General features: G+C 72.9%; 12 protein-coding genes. 10 read left to right on the forward strand and 2 right to left on the reverse strand.

Annotated features, from left to right (window positions below; translation table 11 throughout):
- Positions 1-173 precede the first annotated feature (173 nt).
- On the forward strand, positions 174-2,924 hold the full coding sequence (aceE, locus tag ACZ52R_RS04270; protein ID WP_465620262.1) for a pyruvate dehydrogenase (acetyl-transferring), homodimeric type: 2,751 nt from the start codon (positions 174-176) through the stop codon (positions 2,922-2,924).
- Positions 2,925-3,095: 171 nt separating this feature from the next.
- Here aceE and ACZ52R_RS04275 read toward each other — a convergent pair whose 3' ends face one another.
- Complete coding sequence (locus ACZ52R_RS04275) at positions 3,096-4,694, reverse strand: MFS transporter (RefSeq protein ID WP_465752697.1); 1,599 nt, start codon at positions 4,692-4,694, stop codon at positions 3,096-3,098.
- Positions 4,695-4,910: 216 nt separating this feature from the next.
- Here ACZ52R_RS04275 and ACZ52R_RS04280 point away from each other — a divergent pair, with 216 nt between their 5' ends.
- The 9 genes from ACZ52R_RS04280 (at position 4,911) to ACZ52R_RS04320 (ending at position 16,632) form a co-directional block, all read left to right on the forward strand.
- Positions 4,911-5,609, forward strand: coding sequence for a TetR/AcrR family transcriptional regulator (locus tag ACZ52R_RS04280; protein WP_465620258.1), 699 nt, complete (start codon positions 4,911-4,913; stop codon positions 5,607-5,609).
- A 117-nt stretch (positions 5,610-5,726) separates the two neighbouring features.
- The gene (locus ACZ52R_RS04285) at positions 5,727-7,040 is read left to right on the forward strand and encodes a histidine kinase (protein WP_465620256.1); all 1,314 of its coding nucleotides are present in this window, start codon (positions 5,727-5,729) and stop codon (positions 7,038-7,040) included.
- Complete coding sequence (locus ACZ52R_RS04290) at positions 7,037-7,711, forward strand: response regulator transcription factor (RefSeq protein WP_360492963.1); 675 nt, start codon at positions 7,037-7,039, stop codon at positions 7,709-7,711. Before ACZ52R_RS04285 ends, ACZ52R_RS04290 begins: the two co-directional genes overlap by 4 nt.
- A 166-nt stretch (positions 7,712-7,877) precedes the next feature.
- The gene (locus ACZ52R_RS04295; protein WP_465662754.1) at positions 7,878-9,002 is read left to right on the forward strand and encodes an alpha/beta hydrolase; all 1,125 of its coding nucleotides are present in this window, start codon (positions 7,878-7,880) and stop codon (positions 9,000-9,002) included.
- A 26-nt stretch (positions 9,003-9,028) separates the two neighbouring features.
- Positions 9,029-10,258, forward strand: a complete 1,230-nt coding sequence (locus ACZ52R_RS04300; RefSeq protein WP_465620252.1) for an acyltransferase family protein — start codon at positions 9,029-9,031, stop codon at positions 10,256-10,258.
- Positions 10,259-10,421: 163 nt separating this feature from the next.
- A complete protein-coding gene (locus tag ACZ52R_RS04305) occupies positions 10,422-12,359 on the forward strand; it encodes a galactose oxidase-like domain-containing protein (protein WP_465752699.1) in 1,938 nt (645 codons plus the stop codon).
- 31 nt (positions 12,360-12,390) lie between these two features.
- Complete coding sequence (locus tag ACZ52R_RS04310; RefSeq protein ID WP_465620248.1) at positions 12,391-14,781, forward strand: Dyp-type peroxidase; 2,391 nt, start codon at positions 12,391-12,393, stop codon at positions 14,779-14,781.
- A 101-nt stretch (positions 14,782-14,882) separates the two neighbouring features.
- Positions 14,883-15,218 carry an MmcQ/YjbR family DNA-binding protein gene (locus ACZ52R_RS04315; protein WP_465620247.1) on the forward strand — a complete coding sequence of 112 codons (336 nt, stop codon included), beginning with the start codon at positions 14,883-14,885 and terminating at the stop codon, positions 15,216-15,218.
- Positions 15,219-15,417: 199 nt separating this feature from the next.
- Positions 15,418-16,632, forward strand: a complete 1,215-nt coding sequence (locus ACZ52R_RS04320) for an alpha/beta hydrolase (RefSeq protein ID WP_465620246.1) — start codon at positions 15,418-15,420, stop codon at positions 16,630-16,632.
- An 82-nt stretch (positions 16,633-16,714) separates the two neighbouring features.
- Here ACZ52R_RS04320 and ACZ52R_RS04325 read toward each other — a convergent pair whose 3' ends face one another.
- Complete coding sequence (locus tag ACZ52R_RS04325; RefSeq protein WP_465752701.1) at positions 16,715-17,704, reverse strand: helix-turn-helix transcriptional regulator; 990 nt, start codon at positions 17,702-17,704, stop codon at positions 16,715-16,717.
- Positions 17,705-17,761: the final 57 nt, after the last annotated feature.

Genomic DNA, 17,761 nt, shown 5'->3' on the forward strand with positions numbered 1-17,761 from the left:
AACACCCGGGGGTGTACGGAGCGGACGGACACGCCCGCGCCACGCACCACCAGACCGGCCCGCCCACCAGGCGGAACGGTTACCGATCGGTAGAGATGACGGATCTCCGAGCGCGGTAGCACGATGGAGGCGGCGCGACACACCTCAGTTTCGACCGACAGTGAAGGAACAGCGTGGCTTCCGGATCCGATCGCAACCCGATCATCATTGGCGGCCTTCCGAGTCAGGTCCCGGACTTCGATCCCGAGGAGACCGCGGAATGGCTGGAGTCGCTCGATGCGGCCATCGACGAGCGGGGGCGTGAGCGTGCCCGTTACCTGATGCTGCGGCTGATCGAGCGCGCCCGCGAGAAGCGTGTCGCCGTGCCCGAGATGCGCAGCACGGACTACGTCAACACCATCGCCACCAAGGACGAGCCGTTCTTCCCCGGCAACGAGGAGATCGAGCGCAAGATCCTCAACGCGACGCGATGGAACGCGGCCGTCATGGTCTCCCGGGCGCAGCGCCCGGGCATCGGCGTCGGTGGGCACATCGCCACCTTCGCCTCCTCCGCGTCGCTCTACGACGTCGGCTTCAACTACTTCTTCCGCGGCAAGGACGCCGAGGGCGAGTCCGGCGACCAGATCTTCTTCCAGGGTCACGCCTCCCCCGGCATCTACGCCCGCGCCTTCCTCCTGGACCGACTGACCGAGCAGCAGCTCGACGCGTTCCGCCAGGAGAAGTCGAAGGCCCCGTACGGCCTGTCCAGCTACCCGCACCCGCGGCTGATGCCGGACTTCTGGGAGTTCCCGACCGTCTCGATGGGCCTCGGTCCGCTCGGCGCGATCTACCAGGCCCGGATGAACCGGTACCTGGAGCACCGCGGCATCAAGGACACCTCCGACTCGCAGGTCTACGCCTTCCTCGGCGACGGCGAGATGGACGAGCCCGAGTCGCTCGGCCAGCTGTCCCTGGCGGCCCGCGAGAGCCTGGACAACCTCACCTTCGTGGTGAACTGCAACCTGCAGCGCCTCGACGGCCCGGTCCGTGGCAACGGCAAGATCATCCAGGAGCTGGAGTCCCAGTTCCGGGGCGCCGGCTGGAACGTGATCAAGCTGGTCTGGGACCGCAGCTGGGACCCGCTGCTCGCGCAGGACCGCGACGGCGTGCTGGTCAACAAGCTGAACACCACGGTGGACGGCCAGTTCCAGACCTACGCCACCGAGACCGGCGAGTACATCCGCGAGCACTTCTTCGGCTCCGACCTGCGCCTGCGCAAGATGGTCGAGAGCATGACCGACCAGCAGATCCAGCACCTGGGTCGCGGCGGCCACGACCACAAGAAGATCTACGCGGCGTTCAAGGCGGCCCGCGAGCACAAGGGCCAGCCGACGGTCATCCTGGCCCAGACGGTCAAGGGCTGGACGCTGGGCCCCAACTTCGAGGGCCGCAACGCCACCCACCAGATGAAGAAGCTGACGGTCGAGGACCTGAAGCGCTTCCGCGACCGGCTGCACCTGCCGATCACCGACAAGCAGCTCGACGAGGGCTACCCGCCCTACTACCACCCGGGCCGCGACTCGGAAGAGATCCAGTACATGCACGACCGCCGGCAGGAGCTCGGCGGCTACGTGCCGACCCGCAAGGTGCGCCCGCGCAAGCTGGAGCTGCCCGGCGACGACGCGTACAAGGCGGTCAAGAAGGGGTCCGGCAACCAGACCATCGCCACCACCATGGCGTTCGTCCGGGTGCTCAAGGACCTCATGCGGGACAAGGGCATCGGCAACCGCTTCGTGCCGATCGCGCCGGACGAGTACCGCACCTTCGGCATGGACTCGCTCTTCCCGTCGGCGAAGATCTACAACCCGCTCGGCCAGACCTACGAGTCGGTCGACCGGGACCTGCTCCTCGCCTACAAGGAGTCGCCGACCGGCCAGATGCTGCACGACGGCATCTCCGAGGCGGGCTGCACCGCCTCGCTGATCGCCGCCGGCTCCTCCTACGCCACCCACGGCGAGCCGCTGATCCCGGTGTACGTCTTCTACTCGATGTTCGGGTTCCAGCGCACCGGCGACCAGTTCTGGCAGATGGCCGACCAGCTGGCCCGCGGCTTCGTGATCGGCGCCACCGCCGGCCGCACCACCCTGACCGGTGAGGGCCTGCAGCACGCCGACGGCCACTCGCACCTGCTGGCCTCGACCAACCCGGGCGTCGTCGCGTACGACCCGGCGTACGGCTTCGAGATCGCGCACATCGTCCAGGACGGTCTGCGCCGGATGTACGGCTCCAGCGCCGAGCACCCGAACGGCGAGGACGTCTTCTACTACCTCACCGTGTACAACGAGCCGATCAAGATGCCGGCCGAGCCCGAGAACGTGGACGTCGAGGGCATCCTCAAGGGTCTGCACAAGTACGCTCCGGGCACCGCCGGCCAGATCCCGGCCCAGATCCTCGCCTCCGGCGTGGCCGTGCCGTGGGCCCTGGAGGCCCAGCGCATCCTCGCCGAGGAGTGGAACGTCAAGGCCGACGTCTGGTCCGCGACCTCCTGGAACGAGCTGCGTCGCGACGCGGTGGAGGCCGAGGAGTTCAACCTGCTGCACCCCGAGGAGCAGCAGCGCGTGCCGTACGTCACCCAGAAGCTCCAGGGCGCCGAGGGCCCCGTCGTCGCGGTGTCCGACTGGATGCGCGCGGTGCCGGACCAGATCTCCCGCTGGGTGCCCGGCCAGTACCAGTCGCTGGGCGCCGACGGCTTCGGCTTCGCCGACACCCGTGGCGCGGCCCGTCGCTTCTTCCACATCGACGCGCAGTCGGTCGTCCTGGGGGTGCTCACCGAGCTCGCCAAGCAGGGCAAGATCGACCGCTCGGCGCTGAAGGACGCGATCGACCGCTACCAGCTGCTGGACGTCACCGCGGCCGACCCGGGCGCCGCCGGCGGCGACGCCTGATCACCCGCTGGGCACTGAAGGGCCGGACTCCCCCGGAGTCCGGCCCTTCGTCGTCCGGTTCGCCGCTGGTCGCCCTCACCCGCGCGTGAGGAGCGCCCACGACGTGCGCCGCCGGACACCACGACGGCCCCGGACTCCGCCGAGTCCGGGGCCGTCGCGTACGGGCGCGCGTCAGATGTGCACGGCGGGGCCCGCGTCGGTGGTGCCGCGGCGGGTGAGCAGGCCGAGCACGGCGGCGGCGAAGGCCACCACGGAGGCGACCGCGAAGGCGAGCGACATTCCGCTGACGAAGGACTCGTGGACGGCCCCGGCCATCGCGTCCACCGCCTGCTGCGGGGTGCCGGGCGGGGCCGGCGGGGCGATGCCGAGCTGGGCGGCCTGCTTGAGGCCGTCGGCCTGCGGGCCCTCGACCGGCGGCAGGCCGGCCTTGGCCCAGTTGCCGGGCAGCACGTCGCCGACCTTGGCGGCCATCAGCGCGCCCAGTACCGCGGTGCCGAGGCTGCCGCCGACCTGCATCGCGGACTGCTGGAGGCCGCCGGCCACGCCGGACAGCTCCAGCGGGGCGTTGCCGACGATCACCTCGGTGGCGCCGACCATGACCGGGCTGATGCCGAGGCCCATCAGGACGAACCAGAGCGACATCACACCGGTGCCGGAGCCGGTGTCCAGGGTGGACATCCCGAACATCGCGGTGGTGGTGATCAGCATGCCGGCCACGATCGGGATCCGCGGGCCGAGCTTGCCGATCGCGATGCCGGCCACCGGCGAGCCGACGATCATCATGCCGGTCATCGGCAGCAGGTGGACGCCGGCCTCGACCGGCTTCATCCCGTGCACGTTCTGCAAGTAGAAGGTCACGAAGAAGATCGCGCCGAAGAACGCGAAGGCCATCAGCGCCATCAGCAGGACGCCCGCCGACAGCGGCACCGAGCGGAACAGGCTGAGCGGGATCAGCGGCTCGCGCGCCTTGCCCTGCCAGAACGCGAAGAGCGCCATCAGCACCACCGCGCCGCCCAGGAACAGCAGCGTCCTCGTGTCGCCCCAGCCCCACTCGGGGGCCTTGATGATGCCGAAGACCAGCGCGAACATCCCCACCGACAGCAGCACGATGCCGGGCACGTCGAAGGACTTGGCGGCGTTCTCGGCCCGCACGTCCTTGAGGACCCACAGGCCGAGCGCCAGCGCGATCAGACCGACCGGGATGTTGATGAAGAACACCGACTCCCAGCTGACGTGCTCGACCAGCAGGCCGCCGACGATCGGGCCGGCCGCGGTGGAGGCGCCGATCACGCCGCCCCAGATGCCGATCGCCATGTTGAGCTTCTCGGCCGGGAAGGCCCCGCGCAGCAGGCCGAGCGCGGCCGGCTGGAGCAGCGCGCCGAACAGGCCCTGGAGCACCCGGAAGGCGATCACGGTCTGGATGTTGCCCGCGAAGCCGATCGCGGCCGAGGTGGCGGCGAAGCCGACGGCGCCGACCAGGAAGGTGGACTTGTGGCCGAAACGGTCGCCGATCTTGCCGGCGGTGATCAGGAAGACCGCCAGGGCGAGCAGGTAGCCGCTGGTGACCCACTGGATCTCGGAGGGCGCCGCGTGCAGCTTCTCCTGGATCACCGGGTTGGCGATGGCGACGATCGTGCCGTCCAGCGCGACCATCATGACGCCGACCGCGACGGTCAGCAGGGTCAGCCAGGGGTGCCCCTTGAGGCCGCCCCCGGGCGGTGGCAGCGGCGGGGCGTCCGCCTCGGAGTTCTTGACGACGGACTGGCTCATCTGGGCCCTCCGGGGGCGTGGCTCGTTCGGAACGTGGTCGTGGCGCCCCGGCCCACCCGTCCCCACAGGTGCCCCGGCCCGACGGGCGCCACTCGCCGGAGATTATGTCAGCCGCTGACATTCGGCAAACAGTGACTTCTGGCCATTACTGACATTTGTCAGAACGCTAAGGTTGTGCTCCCACCCGCCACACCAGAGCCCCGGAAGGCCCCCGCCATGGCCGCTCACACCCCCCGCCCCGCCGACACCCCGGAGGACCTCGGGCGGACGCCCGGGCTGCGTGAGCGAAAGAAGCAGCAGACCCGGTACGCCCTGGTCCAGGCCGCCCACATGCTCTTCCTCAGCCAGGGCTTCGCCCGCACCACCGTCGACGAGATCGCCTCCGCCGTCGACGTCTCCCAGCGCACCTTCTTCCGCTACTTCGCCAACAAGGACGAGGTCGCGCTCGCCGTCATGGCCGAAGCCGAGGACTACTTCATCGAGTGCCTGCGCCACCGCCCCGCCGAGGAGACCCCGCTGCAGGCCCTGCGCGCCTCGATCGTCAAGGCCTGGCGCGACCTCGGGAACGCCAAGGCCTCCGGCCCCGGCTCGATCACCAGCGCCCTCGAACTCATGCGGATGATCGAGGACGCGCCCACCCTGCTCGCCGCCCACCTGCGCCGGGTCACCGAGCAGGAACGGATCGTCGTCCGGGTGCTCGCCGAACGCGAGGGGCTGGACCCGCGCGAGGACCTGCGCCCCACCGTGCTCGCCGCCGTCTTCGGCAGCGTGCTGCGCGCCGCCCACCTGTCCTGGACGGCCGACCGCGAACCCGACGGCCCGGAGGGCATGATCGCCCTGATCGAGAGCCACTTCGACCAGCTCGGCCCGGCCCTGGCCGGCCACTGGCGCACCCCCGCACAGCGCCCCGAGTAACGCCCGGGTAGCACCCCCGGGTCATACCGGGGTAGCACCCGACACCCCGGCAGCACCCGGAAGTTCGCGCTCCGGTGCGACGCCCCGGCGGGCCCCGGCCTCCTAGGCTGGCCCACGATGAAGAACCTCACCCCCGCCGACCTCCGCAGGTACGCCGGCCGCCTGCTGCGCTCCCTTCACCACCACCTCATCACCCCGACCGGCGGCCACACCCCGCTGCTCGGGGAGTCGCCCAGGTCCTGGCTGCGACGGCTGCCGTACGCCGTCGCCCTGATCCTGCTGTCCTCGCTGATCCCCTCCGGGATCGCCGTGCTGGTCGACTCCTACGGCCTGGTGCTGCCGGTGGCCGGCGCGCTCACCGTCGCCCAGACCGCGCCGCTGCTGCTCGCCATCACCCGGCCGCTGGCCGCCTGGTGGATCAGCGCCGCCACCCTCGTCGCCACCGCCACCATCTCCGCGCACTACGACCTGCACGGCGGTACCTGGCCGTGGACCGCGCCGATGATCCTCGCGTACCTCTTCCTGCTGATCGCCCTCGCACTGCGGGAGAGCCGGCCCACCCTGGTCGCGGTCTGGCTCGCCACCGTCCTGCTCACCGTGCTCACCACCGCGCTCGGCCTGCCCCGCTCCGGCGACGGCACCACCGTGCTGCTGATCGCGCTCAGCGGCGCCGTGCTGCTGCTCGGCTGGGCCGTCCGGGACCGCGCCGAGGCGCGCCGGCTGCTCACCGAGCAGGAGCACATCAGCGAGGTCGAACGCGAACGGCGCACCCTGCTGGAGGAACGCGCCCGGATCGCACGGGAGTTGCACGACGTGGTGGCCCACCACATGTCGGTGATCGCGGTGCAGGCCGCCAGCGCGCCGTACCGGATCCCCGAGATGCCGGCCGCGGCCGCCGAGGAGTTCACCGCGATCGCCGGCACCGCGCGCGAGTCGCTCACCGAGATGCGCCGGCTGCTGGGCGTGCTGCGCAGCGAGGAGTCCCGCGGGGAGAAGGCCCCGCAGCCCGGGGTCGGCCAACTCGCCCAGCTGGTCCAGACGGTGGGGCGGGCCGGGGTCCCGGCCGAGCTGGCGGTGGACCACGGGCTGGTGGAGACGGTGCCGCAGGCCGTCGGCCTCTCCGCGTACCGGATCGTCCAGGAGGCGCTCGCCAACGTGGTGCGGCACGCCCCCGGCGCGCAGACCTGGGTGTCGCTCTCCTCGGACGGCCCGGCACTGCTGGTGACCGTGGTCAACGCGCCCCCGCCGGAGCGCACCGAGTCGCTGGAGGCCTCGGTCGAGGGCACCGGGCACGGCCTGGTCGGAATGCGCGAACGCGTCCGGCTGGTCGATGGCAAGCTGGACACCGGCCCGCTGCCGGACGGCGGCTTCAAGGTGGCCGCCGTGCTGCCCCTCGGCACCTTCAGCACCCCTCGGGAGACCACCGCATGACCATCCGCGTGATCATCGTCGACGACCAGGCCATGGTCCGCGCGGGCTTCGCCGCCCTGCTGGGCGTCCAGAGCGACATCGACGTGGTGGGGGACGCGGCGGACGGCGCCCAGGCCCTGGAGGTCGTCGGCCGCACCCACCCGGACGTGGTGCTGATGGACGTCCGGATGCCCGTGATGGACGGCCTGGAAGCCGCCCGGCGGCTGCTCGACCCCGCCGTGCCGGGCGCGCACACACCCAAGGTGCTGATGCTGACCACCTTCGACGTGGACGACTACGTGTACGAGGCGCTGCGCGCCGGGGCCAGCGGCTTCCTGCTCAAGGACGCCCCGCCGGCCGACCTGATCGCCGCGGTCCGCGTGGTCGCGGCCGGCGAGGCACTGCTCGCCCCCTCGGTGACCCGCCGGCTGATCGAGGACTTCGCCCGCACCCGTCCGGCCAAGCGCCACGACCCCAAGGTGCGGCTCAACGGCCTGACCCCGCGCGAGACCGAGGTGCTGGAGCTGATCGCCCGCGGCCTGTCCAACCAGGAGATAGCCGCGAAGCTGGTGCTCGCCGAACAGACCGTGAAGACCCACATCGGGCGCATCCTCGCCAAGCTCGACCTGCGCGACCGCGCCCAGGCGGTGGTGCTGGCCTACGAGTCGGGCCTGGTGACCCCCGGTCAGTAGCGGCTGTTACTCCCCCGCTCGCTACGCGTCCGCTCGCCTCCGCTCGGAGCTGGCCTGATACCCCGGTAGCACCCGGGAGTTGGCCCCGCGGTGTGACGTCCGCGGGGCCGTCGCGTTCCTACCTTCCTCTCTGTCGCAAGCCGAACGGACGAGGGAGATCAGGGACATGCGCAAGTTTCGGGCCGGACGGGCGCTCGCCGCCGCCGCGGTGGCACTGGCAGCGGTGCTCGGCGCCGGCGGCTGGGCCGCCGACACCCAGACCCCCGTCACCGGCCCGCCGCCCGGCAGTGCCGCCTGGACGGCCGACACCTCGCTCGGCCTGCGGCTGCCCGACCCGGCCACCGCCGCCCCGGCCCAAGTCGCCGCCTTCTTCGCCGGGTTGGCGCCGAGCACGCAGGACGCGCTGGCCGTCCGGCACCCCCTGGTGGTCGGCAACCTGGACGGCGCCCCGGTCGCCCTCCGGTACCGCGCCAACGCCCTGGCCCTGGCCGCCGAACGCACCCGCGAACTCGCCCGGGCCGCCGACCCCGCCCTCGCCCCGCAGGACCACGAGGCCGCCCGCACCCGCGCCGAGCGCTACCGCACCCTGCTGGACGGCGGCCGGCAGATCCTCGCCTTCGACCCGCGCGGCCGCGGGCAGGTCGCCGAGGTGTACGGCGACCTCGCCGGCGCCCGCCGCACCGCCGTGATCGTCCCCGGCTCGGACATCGACCTGTCCGGCTTCGACCGTGCCTCCGACCCGTACGGCACCCCCGCCGGCATGGCCCGCGCGCTGCACCAGGCCACCGACCGGCAGACCGCCGTGATCGCCTGGGCCGGCTACACCACCCCGGTCGGCCTCGGCCTGGACGCCGCCACCGAGGACCTCGCCCGGGTCGGCGCCACCCGCCTCACCCGACTGCTCGACGGACTCGCCGTCAGCACCAGCCCGCAGGCCCCCGCCACCGTGTTCTGCCACAGCTACGGCTCGGTGGTCTGCGGCCTGGCCCGCCCCACCCCCGCCCAGGCCTCCGGTGTGGTGGTGCTCGGCTCCCCCGGCATGGGCGTCGACTCGGCCGCCGACCTCGACCGGCGCGTCCCGCTCTGGGCCACCACCCGCAACGGCTCCGACTGGATCGGCGACGTGCCCAACGTCCGGCTGCTCGGCCTCGGCCACGGCGCCGACCCGACCGCGTCCGGCTTCGGCGCCCGCCCGCTGCCCGCCACCGGATCCCACGGCCACACCGGCTACTTCGCCCCCGGCACCGCCTCGCTCGCCGCCTACGCCGCCGTCGCCCTCGGCCGCGCCTGACCGCCCGCACCGGAAGGAGCACCACCATGGCCCACCCCCTCACCGCCCTGCGCCACGCCGCCCGCCGGGTCGACGCCAAGACCCCCGCCACCCGCGACCGCGCCCTGGACGGGCTGCGCGCCCTCGCCCTGCTCGCCGTGCCGGTCGGGCACTGGATGCTCGGCGGCTTCACCCGCTCCCCCGACGGCGCGCTGCACAACGCCAGCCCGCTCTCCTCGCTCGGCTTCTTCGCCCCGATCAGCTGGGGGCTCCAGATGCTCGGGGTGTTCTTCCTGGTCGGCGGCCACTCCTCGGTCCGTTCGCTGGACCGGGCCCGCGCCCGGGGCGAGTCGTACGGCGGCTGGCTGCGCGCCCGTACGGTCCGGCTGCTGCGCCCGGTGCTCGGGGTCACGGCCGTGTGGGCCCTGCTGCTCCCGCTGCTGCCCGCGCTCGGCGTCCCCGCCGACACCGTCCGCACCGGCGCGACACTGGTGGTGCAACCGCTCTGGTACATCGGGGTCTACCTGGGGCTGACCGCGCTGACCCCGCTCTGCGTGGCCGCCGGGCGCCGACTGGGCGGCTGGTCGGCGGGCCTGCTGGTGGCCTCGGTCGCCACGGTGGACCTGCTGCGGTACGGGCCGTGGGCGCAGGCGGTGCCGTCCTGGGTCGCGCTGCTGAACATCCTGCCGGGCTGGCTGTTCGGCTACCAGCTGGGCGTGCTCTGGGCGCAGGGCCGGCTGGGCCGCCCGGCGGCCCGGGTGCTGCTGCTCGGCGGCGGGGCGCTGTTCGCCGTCCTGCTGCTGGTGTTCCACTACCCGGCCAGCATGGTCGGCGTGCCCGGGGCCGAGCGCACCAACTCCCACCCGCCGTCCCTGCTGGTGCTCGCCCTGGCGGCGTTCCAGTGCGGCGCCGCGGTGCTGCTGCGGGAGCGGCTGGGCCGGCTGCTGACGCGCCGTCCGCTGCTGTGGCTGCCGGTGGTGGCGGTCAACCTGTCGGCGATGACGATCTTCTGCTGGCACCAGAGCGCGATGCTCGCGGTGGCGGTGCCCGGCGCGGCCGGCCTGGGCGCCGTGCCGGGCCTGACCACCGCGCCGGACTCGCTCGGCTGGGTGGCCGCCCGGCTGGCGCTGCTTCCGCTGTTCGGAGCCGTCCTGGTGGCGATCGGGTGGTTCACCCGACGGTTCGACGGGCCGTGGACGTCCTTCTCCCGGGCCGGGAAGGCGGCGGCCGGCGCCGCGGCGGCGCTGTTCGCGGCGTACGCGCTGGGCGTGGTGTGACCCTCCCGGGAGGCTGCGCCCGAGGGGATGCACCCGCATGCGAACCACCACGCGCCGTGATGTCCTGTGACGGTCGGCGACCATCGCAGGACCGCGCCCGCCCACGGCCCGTCCGTCCGCATTCGCCGCTCCTCCCCACCACCCCACGCTCCCGAGGAGTGCCATGTCCCTGTCCCCACCCCGTCCCCAGCCGCGGCGACGGGCCCGCCGACGGCTGCCGGGCACCGCCGTGGTCCTCGCGGTGACCGCCGGCACCCTGCTGGGCGCCGTCGCCCCGGCCGTCGCCCACGGCGGACCGGCCGCCCCCGGGGCGGACGGCCTCACCCCGCACGTCGACTCGCCCCGGGTGATGGCCGAGCTGCGGGAGGACGAGGTCGCGGCGCTCGGCCAGGAGCACGCCGAGGAGCACGCCCGGATGCGCGCCGCCGTCCGCGGCATCGGCGACTACCCGCAGACCACCCGCACCAACCGGTACAACGCGCTGACGGCCTCCCAGGCCGATCACAACAAGGCCTTCGACCCGGCAACTTTCGGCGCGTTCAACCAGTACTTCCCCTCCCCCGACTTCGGCGACCACGTCGCGCTGCTGCCGACCGGCAAGGTGCTGCTGTTCTCCTTCGAGCGGATCGAGACCAACCCGGAGAAGGAGCCCGCCCCCACCCAGACCATCGGCAAGGAGAACGCCGGCCGCGCCTTCCTCTGGGACCCGGCCAGGGGCACCGGCCCAAACGCCTTCAAGCAGGTCAACCCGCCGGTCTCGGACATGCCGGACGGCCTGGGCGAGCCCCGCCCGGTCCCGTTCTTCTGCTCCGGCCACTCGTTCCTGCCCAACGGGATGCTCGGCGTCTTCGGCGGCAACCTGGGCGGCAACGGCGGGACGGGCGCCAAGCTCTCGCTGGTCTTCGACCCGTGGACCGAGACCTGGACCCGCAACCCCGACATGTCGGTCGGCCGCTGGTACCCCTCGGTGGTGACCGGCGCCGACGGCCGCCAGCTGATCATGTCCGGCCAGTCCGAGCTCGGCTACGGCACCCCCACCCCGGTGGTCGAGCGCTTCCCCGCCAAGTCCTTCCCGGTGCCGGTGAAGAAGACCGACGTCCCCAAGGACACCCCGGTGGAGCGGTTCAAGGTGGACGCCCCGTTCAGCACCGACTACCCGCACCTGTTCTCGCTCAACGACGGCAGCGTCTACGGCTTCGGCCGCCAGCCCGGCGAGCAGTGGAAGTTCGACCCGGCCGCCGAGACCCGCACCGACCTGGCGGCCCGCCCGGACGGCCGCAGGCGCAACTACGGCTCCGCCGTCATGCTCCCCAACGGCGTCAACGGCCCGGACTCCGCGCTGGTCCTCGGCGGCGACCGGGACAACCCGAGCACGATGCGCTTCTCCAACGGCAGTTGGACCGCCGAGAAGTCCCGCGCCTTCGGCCGCACCCAGGACGACACCGTCCTGCTGCCCACCGGCCGGCTGCTGACCGTCAACGGCGCCTACGACATCCGCGACTACGGCAACGGCCCGTACAACCCCAACGCCGACCTCAAGTACCGCCAGATCGAGCTGCGCGACGACCAGGGCAACTGGCAGCTCGGCCCGGTCCAGCGACTGCCGCGCGGCTACCACTCCAACGCCGTCGTGCTGCCGGACGGACGCGTCCTGGTGACCGGCGACGAGCTCCAGCAGATGGCCAACAACACGGACATCAACGGCACGGTCAGCGGCATCCCGGGCACTTCCGGGCCGGTCACCATGAACGGCACCATCGAGATCTACGAGCCGTCCTACCTGCACCAGGGTGACCGGCCCGCGCTGGCCAACCCGCCCACCACACCGGTCGGTTACGACAAGAGGTTCACCGTCACCAGCACCACCCCGGGCCTCGCCGCCAAGGCCGTCCTGCTGGCGCCGACCACCTCCACCCACTCGGTCAACACCAGCCAGCGCCACATCGACCTGCGGCTCACCGGCCGGGCCGGCAACCGGCTGGAGTTCCAGGCCCCGCCGGACGCCAAGGCCGCCCCGCCCGGCTGGTACATGCTCTTCCTGCTCAGCGACAAGGGCGTGCCCAGCGTCGCTCAGTGGGTCCAGCTCAGTTCCTCGGCCTGATCCCCCACCCCACCCCAGAAAAGGACCTCCCATGGCAACGGATCTGAGCCTGCGCGACAGCGACGAGATCCAGGGCGACATCCTCGCCGGATTCAAGAAGGACAACGTCAGCCTCCTGTTCCTCAAGTTCGAGGACGCCGCCCGGGCCCGCGACTGGCTCCGCAAGCTGACCCCGCAGATCTCCACCACCCGCCAGGTCGCCCAGTTCAACGAGGCGTTCAGCGACGCCAGACAGGCCTCCGGCGGCGACGACCCCAAGTCGCTGACCGCCACCTGGCTCGGCATCAGCTTCACCTACGAGGGCCTGCGTATGCTCTCCGCCACCGACCCGTTCGCGACCGCCCCGCCGGTCGGCAGCGGCCTGGAGGCCTTCAAGGAGGGCTCGGCCAAACGGGCCGGCGCGCTCGGCGACACCGGCGACAACTCCCCGGAGAACTGGCTCTTCGGCAACGGCCGGACCCAGTCGGTCCACGCCGTGCTGAAGATCTCCGCGGACACCGAGCGGGACCTCCAGGCGGCCGTCGAGGCGCAGCGGATCGCCGCCGCCGAGTGCCGGGTCCTGATCGCCTACCAGCAGAACGCCCAGACCCTGCTGGGCAGCCGCCGCGGCAAGGAGCACTTCGGCTTCAAGGACGGCATCAGCGAGCCCGGCATCAAGGGCTTCGACCGGCCGAACCCGGCCAGGCCGGACGAGGTCGACGGCCACCCGGGCACCCGGCTCATCCCGGCCGGCGAGTTCGTCTGCGGCCTGGAGAACGACCAGTTCAGCTTCCCCAAGGACCAGTACCCCGTGTGGGCGCGCAACGGCTCCTTCCAGGTGGTCCGCCGGCTCGCCCAGGACGTCCCCGGCTGGTGGTCACAGGTCGCGGTGAAGCTGAGGGAGCTCAAGCAGGCCAAGGCCGTCCCGGACACCGCCACCACCGAGTGGCTGGCCGCCCGGATGGTCGGCCGGTGGCGCTCCGGCGCCCCGGTCTGCAAGCACCAGCTCAACGACGTCCCGAACAACCCGAGCGCCGCCTCGGACAACGACTTCGACTTCCGGGACGACCCGGAGGGCCTGGTCACCCCGCTCTGGTCGCACCTGCGCAAGACCGAGCCGCGGGCCGGCCTGCAGGAGAGCCCGGACAAGGACCCGTTCCCCGCCAAGGACCTCAACGGCCGACGGATCATGCGCCGCGGCACCCCGTACGGCGCCCCGTTCGACCCGGCCTCGGAAGGCCCGGGCGGCCCCGACGACCCGCGCGGCCTGCTGTTCATCTGCTACCAGGCGGACATCCAGCGGCAGTTCGAGTTCATCCAGGCCGACTGGATGGACCAGCCGAACTTCCCGCCGAACCGGGACAGCGGCGGGAGCGTCCCGCCCGGGCACGCCAACCCCAGGCCGGTACCCGGCAAGGACCCGGTCACCCAGGAGGCCCCCGACGTCGACTTCGAGAGCCGGGACGCGAGCGGCCTGATCACGCACACCCCGGTGAGCTTCCGGCAGTTCGTCCAGACCACCGGCTCGGTGTACGCCTTCATGCCCTCCCTGAGCATCCTGCGCGGGCTCTGCGAGGGCCGGCTCACCCCGGTCGGCGGCCAGGGCACCACCACGCAGCCGGGCGGCAACGGCCAGGGCACCACCACGCAGCCCGGCACCGGCGGACAGCCGCAGCCCAAGCCGCAGCCGGTGAAGGCGTACCCGTGCGACGAGTTCATCGGCGTCCCGGACCAGTTCCGCCGAGGCGGGCAGAGCCAGTACTGGGCGTTCCACGGCGACCGCTGCCGGCTGATCTCGGTGGCCGACGGATCCGCCCACACCGACCGCAAGGTCGAGGACGACACCTGGCTGACCACCTGGTCCTGTCTGCAGGGCGTCGGCCGGGTCGACTGCGTCCTGCCCGTACCGGACCAGCAGGACCCGGCCGGCAAGAGCTGGTACTGGGTCTTCCACAGCACCGCCGGGCGCCAGCAGTACCGGCTGGTCTCCATCACCTGCGGCGGAGGCCGGTACACCACGGCGCTCGAACGCTCCGACCGCGACCTCACCCTCTGGGGCTCGCTCAGCGGCGTCGGCCAGGTGGACTGCTGGCTGCCCGTCCCGGACCAGCAGCGGGTCGGCGGCAAGAGCTGGTACTGGTGTTTCCACACCACCGCCGGGCGCCAGCAGTACCGGCTGATCTCGATCGCCGACGGCTCCTCGCACACCGACGTGCGCGAGCGCACCGACCGCGAACTCTCCCAGTGGGGCTCGCTGAGCGGCCTGGACCGGGTGGACTGCTTCCTGCCCGTCCCGGACCAGCAGCGGGTCGGCGGGAACAGCGAGTACTGGGTGTTCAGCGGCCAGAAGTACCGCAGGATCTCGATCTCCGACGGCAGCGGCCACCCGGACCGGCTGGTCTCCGCCGACCGCTCCTGCGACGGCTGGTCCTCGCTCTCCTGACCGGGCCCGCCTGACCGGGCAGACCTGGCACCCACGCGCCCCCGGTGCGCCATCGCGCGCGCCGGGGGCGCGTTGTCAGCGCCCTGCTCTAACCTGCCGCCATGGTGACGTTCGATGAGTTCCGCGCGATGGCGCTGGCCCTGCCGGAGACCGCCCAGGAGCCGACCTGGGACATCGAGACGCTGCGGGTCCGCGGCCGGATCTTCACGATGGGCTCGCCCGACGGCGACCGGGTCACCGTCAAGGCCTCCCCCGAGGACCAGGCCGAGCTGCTCGCCGCCGAGCCCGAGGTGTTCTCCTCCGCCCCCTACGTCGGGCGGCACGGCTGGGTGAGCGTCCGGCTGGACCTGGTGGACCCGGACGAACTGCGCGACCTGGTCACCGAGGCCTGGCGGCGGACGGCGCCGAAGCGGCTGGTCCGGGAGTTCGACGCCTGAGCGAACGGCCCTGCGGGTCACGGCCCGCACCACGGGGAGACGTCGGCAGGACACCCCCGGTCCATGTGATCCATCCCACAGTTTAGGCACGCCCGCCACCCCGTCGGGCCCCCTAGGCTTGCGCAGGGAATCAGCAGTTCTAATGCACCCTCCGGGCACCGCCCGCGAAACGGTGACGGGCCCCAAGGGAGTTGGTGCGGTGCGCAACCGTCGACGCTGGAAGCGTGTACTGATCGGGGCGTTCGCGGGTTGCGCCGTGCTCGCCGACGCCGGCGCCTCGGCGGCCGCGGCCGCGGTCTCCTCCGAGCAGCTGGCGATCTCCACGCCCCCGGCCGGCAGCGCCGCCTGGATCCAGGACCACTCCTTCGGCCGCACCCTGCCCGACCCGGCCACCACCTCCCCGGCCGCCGCCGCCGAGTTCTTCGCCTCGCTCGCGCCCACCGAGCTGGACCGACTGATCCGGGACTACCCGCTGGTCGTCGGCAACTACGACGGCGCCCCGCTGGACCTGCGCTACCGCGCCAACCGGATCGCCCTGGCCGTCGAACGCGACACGGCCCGGGCCCGCGCCGAGGACCACAGGCTCGACTCCGACACCCGCGCGCTGGCCGTCTCCCGCGCCAACGACGTCGAGCACCTGCTCGCCCCCGGCCGACAGATCCTGGCCTTCGACCCGCGCGGCCGCGGCCTGGTCACCGAGGTGTGGGGCGACCTCGCCGACGCCGAGCGGATCTCCGTCCTCGTCCCGGGCTCGGACGCCGACCTCGGCCACTTCGACCAGACCGCCGAGCCGCTGCGCTCCCCGGCCGGCATGGCCCGCGCCCTCTACGCCGAGGAGCAGCGTCAGGCCCCGGGCACCCGGACCGCCGTGGTCTCCTGGACCGGCTACGTCACCCCCTCCGGCCTCGGCCCGGACGCGGCCACCTCCCGGCTCGCCGACGTCGCCGCGCCCCGGCTGGAGCGACTGCTCGCCGGCCTCAAGGAGACGACCCGGCCGGACGCGCCCCCGTCGCTGCTCTGCCACTCGTACGGCTCGGTGGTCTGCGGCACCGCCGCCCCGAAGATCCTCCGCGCGGCCGCCTCGCCGTCCGACACCTCGGGCATCACCGACATGGTGGTGTTCGGCTCCCCCGGCATGGGCGTGCAGAACGCCGCCGAGCTGGGCGGTGGCGTGCACGTCTGGGCCGCCCGCAACCCCGGTGACTGGATCGGCAACGTCCCGTTCCTGGAGGTCGGCAAGCTCGGCCACGGCGCCGACCCGACCGGTGGCGGCTTCGGCGCCGAGCAGATCTCCTCGGCCCGCGCGGTCGGCCACACCGGCTACCTCACCGACGGCACCGACAGCCTGCACAACTTCGCGGCGATCTCGCTCGGCCACTACCGGGACGTGGTCCGGACCGAGCCCAACTCCTGACGGCCCGACTCCCGCCCGGCCGGACTCCCGACCGGGGCAACACCCGACCGGCCCGACTCCCGACCGGGCCACGCCGGTGCGGCTACGACGGCTGGTCCTGGTACAGCCGTAGGGCGTCCGCCGCCGCCCGGGCCAGCTCGCGCCGGGCGGCCGGCGGGGCCAGCACCTCGACCTCCGCGCCGAAGGCCAGCAGCGACCGGACCGCCGCCGGAGCCGGGAAGGCCATCGCCACCTCGACCCAGTCCTCGGCCGGCCCGATGCCCGCCTCCGGCGGCGGCGCGGTGACCCGGCCGCCGTGGATGCGCAGGAACTGGTCCAGCCGCCCGCGCCGGATCCGCACCCGCACCGGCAGCTCCTTCGGCAGCCGCTCCACCTGCTCGCGCAGCGCCGCCCACACGTCACCGAGCCCCACCCCGGCTCGGCGGCGCACCGCCTCCTCGGTGGTCTCGGCGGCCAACACCCGGTCGGCCCGGAACAGCCGCGGCTCGCCGTGCAGATCGGCCACCAGGTACCAGACCGCGGCCTTGCTCACCAGCCCGTACGGGTCGACGGTGTACTCCACCGGCGCGGGCGTGCCGCTGTGCCGGTAGCGCAGCCGCAGCCGCCGGTCGGCGAAGACCGCGTACTGCAGCTCGCCCAGGTCCGGGCCCGGCGCGGCCGCGGGCGGGCCGCCCTGCATCCAGCGGGCCGGGTCGACCAGGATCCGCTCGCTGATCCGCTCGGCGGCCGGCCGGTGCGGGGCCGGCAGCGCCGCCATCACCTTGCGCAGCGCCGAGCCGAGCGCGCCGTCCAGCCCGAGGTCGCTGTGCGCGCCCTGGGCGGAGAGGACGAACAGCGCCCTGGCCTCGTCCGCGGTCAGGCCGGTGACGTCGGTGCGGTAGCCGGGCAGCAGGCCGATGCCGCCGTGCCGCCCGCGCTCGGTGAACACCGGCACCCCGGCGGCGGAGAGCGACTCCACGTCGCGGTAGATGGTGCGCACGGACACCTCCAGCCGCGCGGCGAGTTCGGTGGCGGACACCCGGCCGCGGGTCTGCAGCAGCAGGAGGACGGAGAGCAGGCGGTCGGCCTTCATGGGCCAAGAATCCCAGCAATCCTGACGGAACCTGTCAGGTTTTACTGGGAGATTGCG

Source organism: Kitasatospora sp. NPDC034023, from assembly GCF_055575795.1.

What these genes read in the sequence shown, in the direction of transcription:
- ACZ52R_RS04280 (WP_465620258.1), top strand. Translation starts at nt 4,911, where the DNA reads ATGGCCGCTCACACCCCCCGCCCCGCCGACACCCCGGAGGACCTCGGG.
- ACZ52R_RS04310 (WP_465620248.1), top strand. Translation starts at nt 12,391, where the DNA reads ATGGCAACGGATCTGAGCCTGCGCGACAGCGACGAGATCCAGGGCGAC.
- ACZ52R_RS04275 (WP_465752697.1), bottom strand. Translation starts at nt 4,694, where the DNA reads ATGAGCCAGTCCGTCGTCAAGAACTCCGAGGCGGACGCCCCGCCGCTG.
- ACZ52R_RS04315 (WP_465620247.1), top strand. Translation starts at nt 14,883, where the DNA reads ATGGTGACGTTCGATGAGTTCCGCGCGATGGCGCTGGCCCTGCCGGAG.
- ACZ52R_RS04285 (WP_465620256.1), top strand. Translation starts at nt 5,727, where the DNA reads ATGAAGAACCTCACCCCCGCCGACCTCCGCAGGTACGCCGGCCGCCTG.
- ACZ52R_RS04300 (WP_465620252.1), top strand. Translation starts at nt 9,029, where the DNA reads ATGGCCCACCCCCTCACCGCCCTGCGCCACGCCGCCCGCCGGGTCGAC.
- ACZ52R_RS04295 (WP_465662754.1), top strand. Translation starts at nt 7,878, where the DNA reads ATGCGCAAGTTTCGGGCCGGACGGGCGCTCGCCGCCGCCGCGGTGGCA.
- ACZ52R_RS04290 (WP_360492963.1), top strand. Translation starts at nt 7,037, where the DNA reads ATGACCATCCGCGTGATCATCGTCGACGACCAGGCCATGGTCCGCGCG.
- ACZ52R_RS04305 (WP_465752699.1), top strand. Translation starts at nt 10,422, where the DNA reads ATGTCCCTGTCCCCACCCCGTCCCCAGCCGCGGCGACGGGCCCGCCGA.
- ACZ52R_RS04325 (WP_465752701.1), bottom strand. Translation starts at nt 17,704, where the DNA reads ATGAAGGCCGACCGCCTGCTCTCCGTCCTCCTGCTGCTGCAGACCCGC.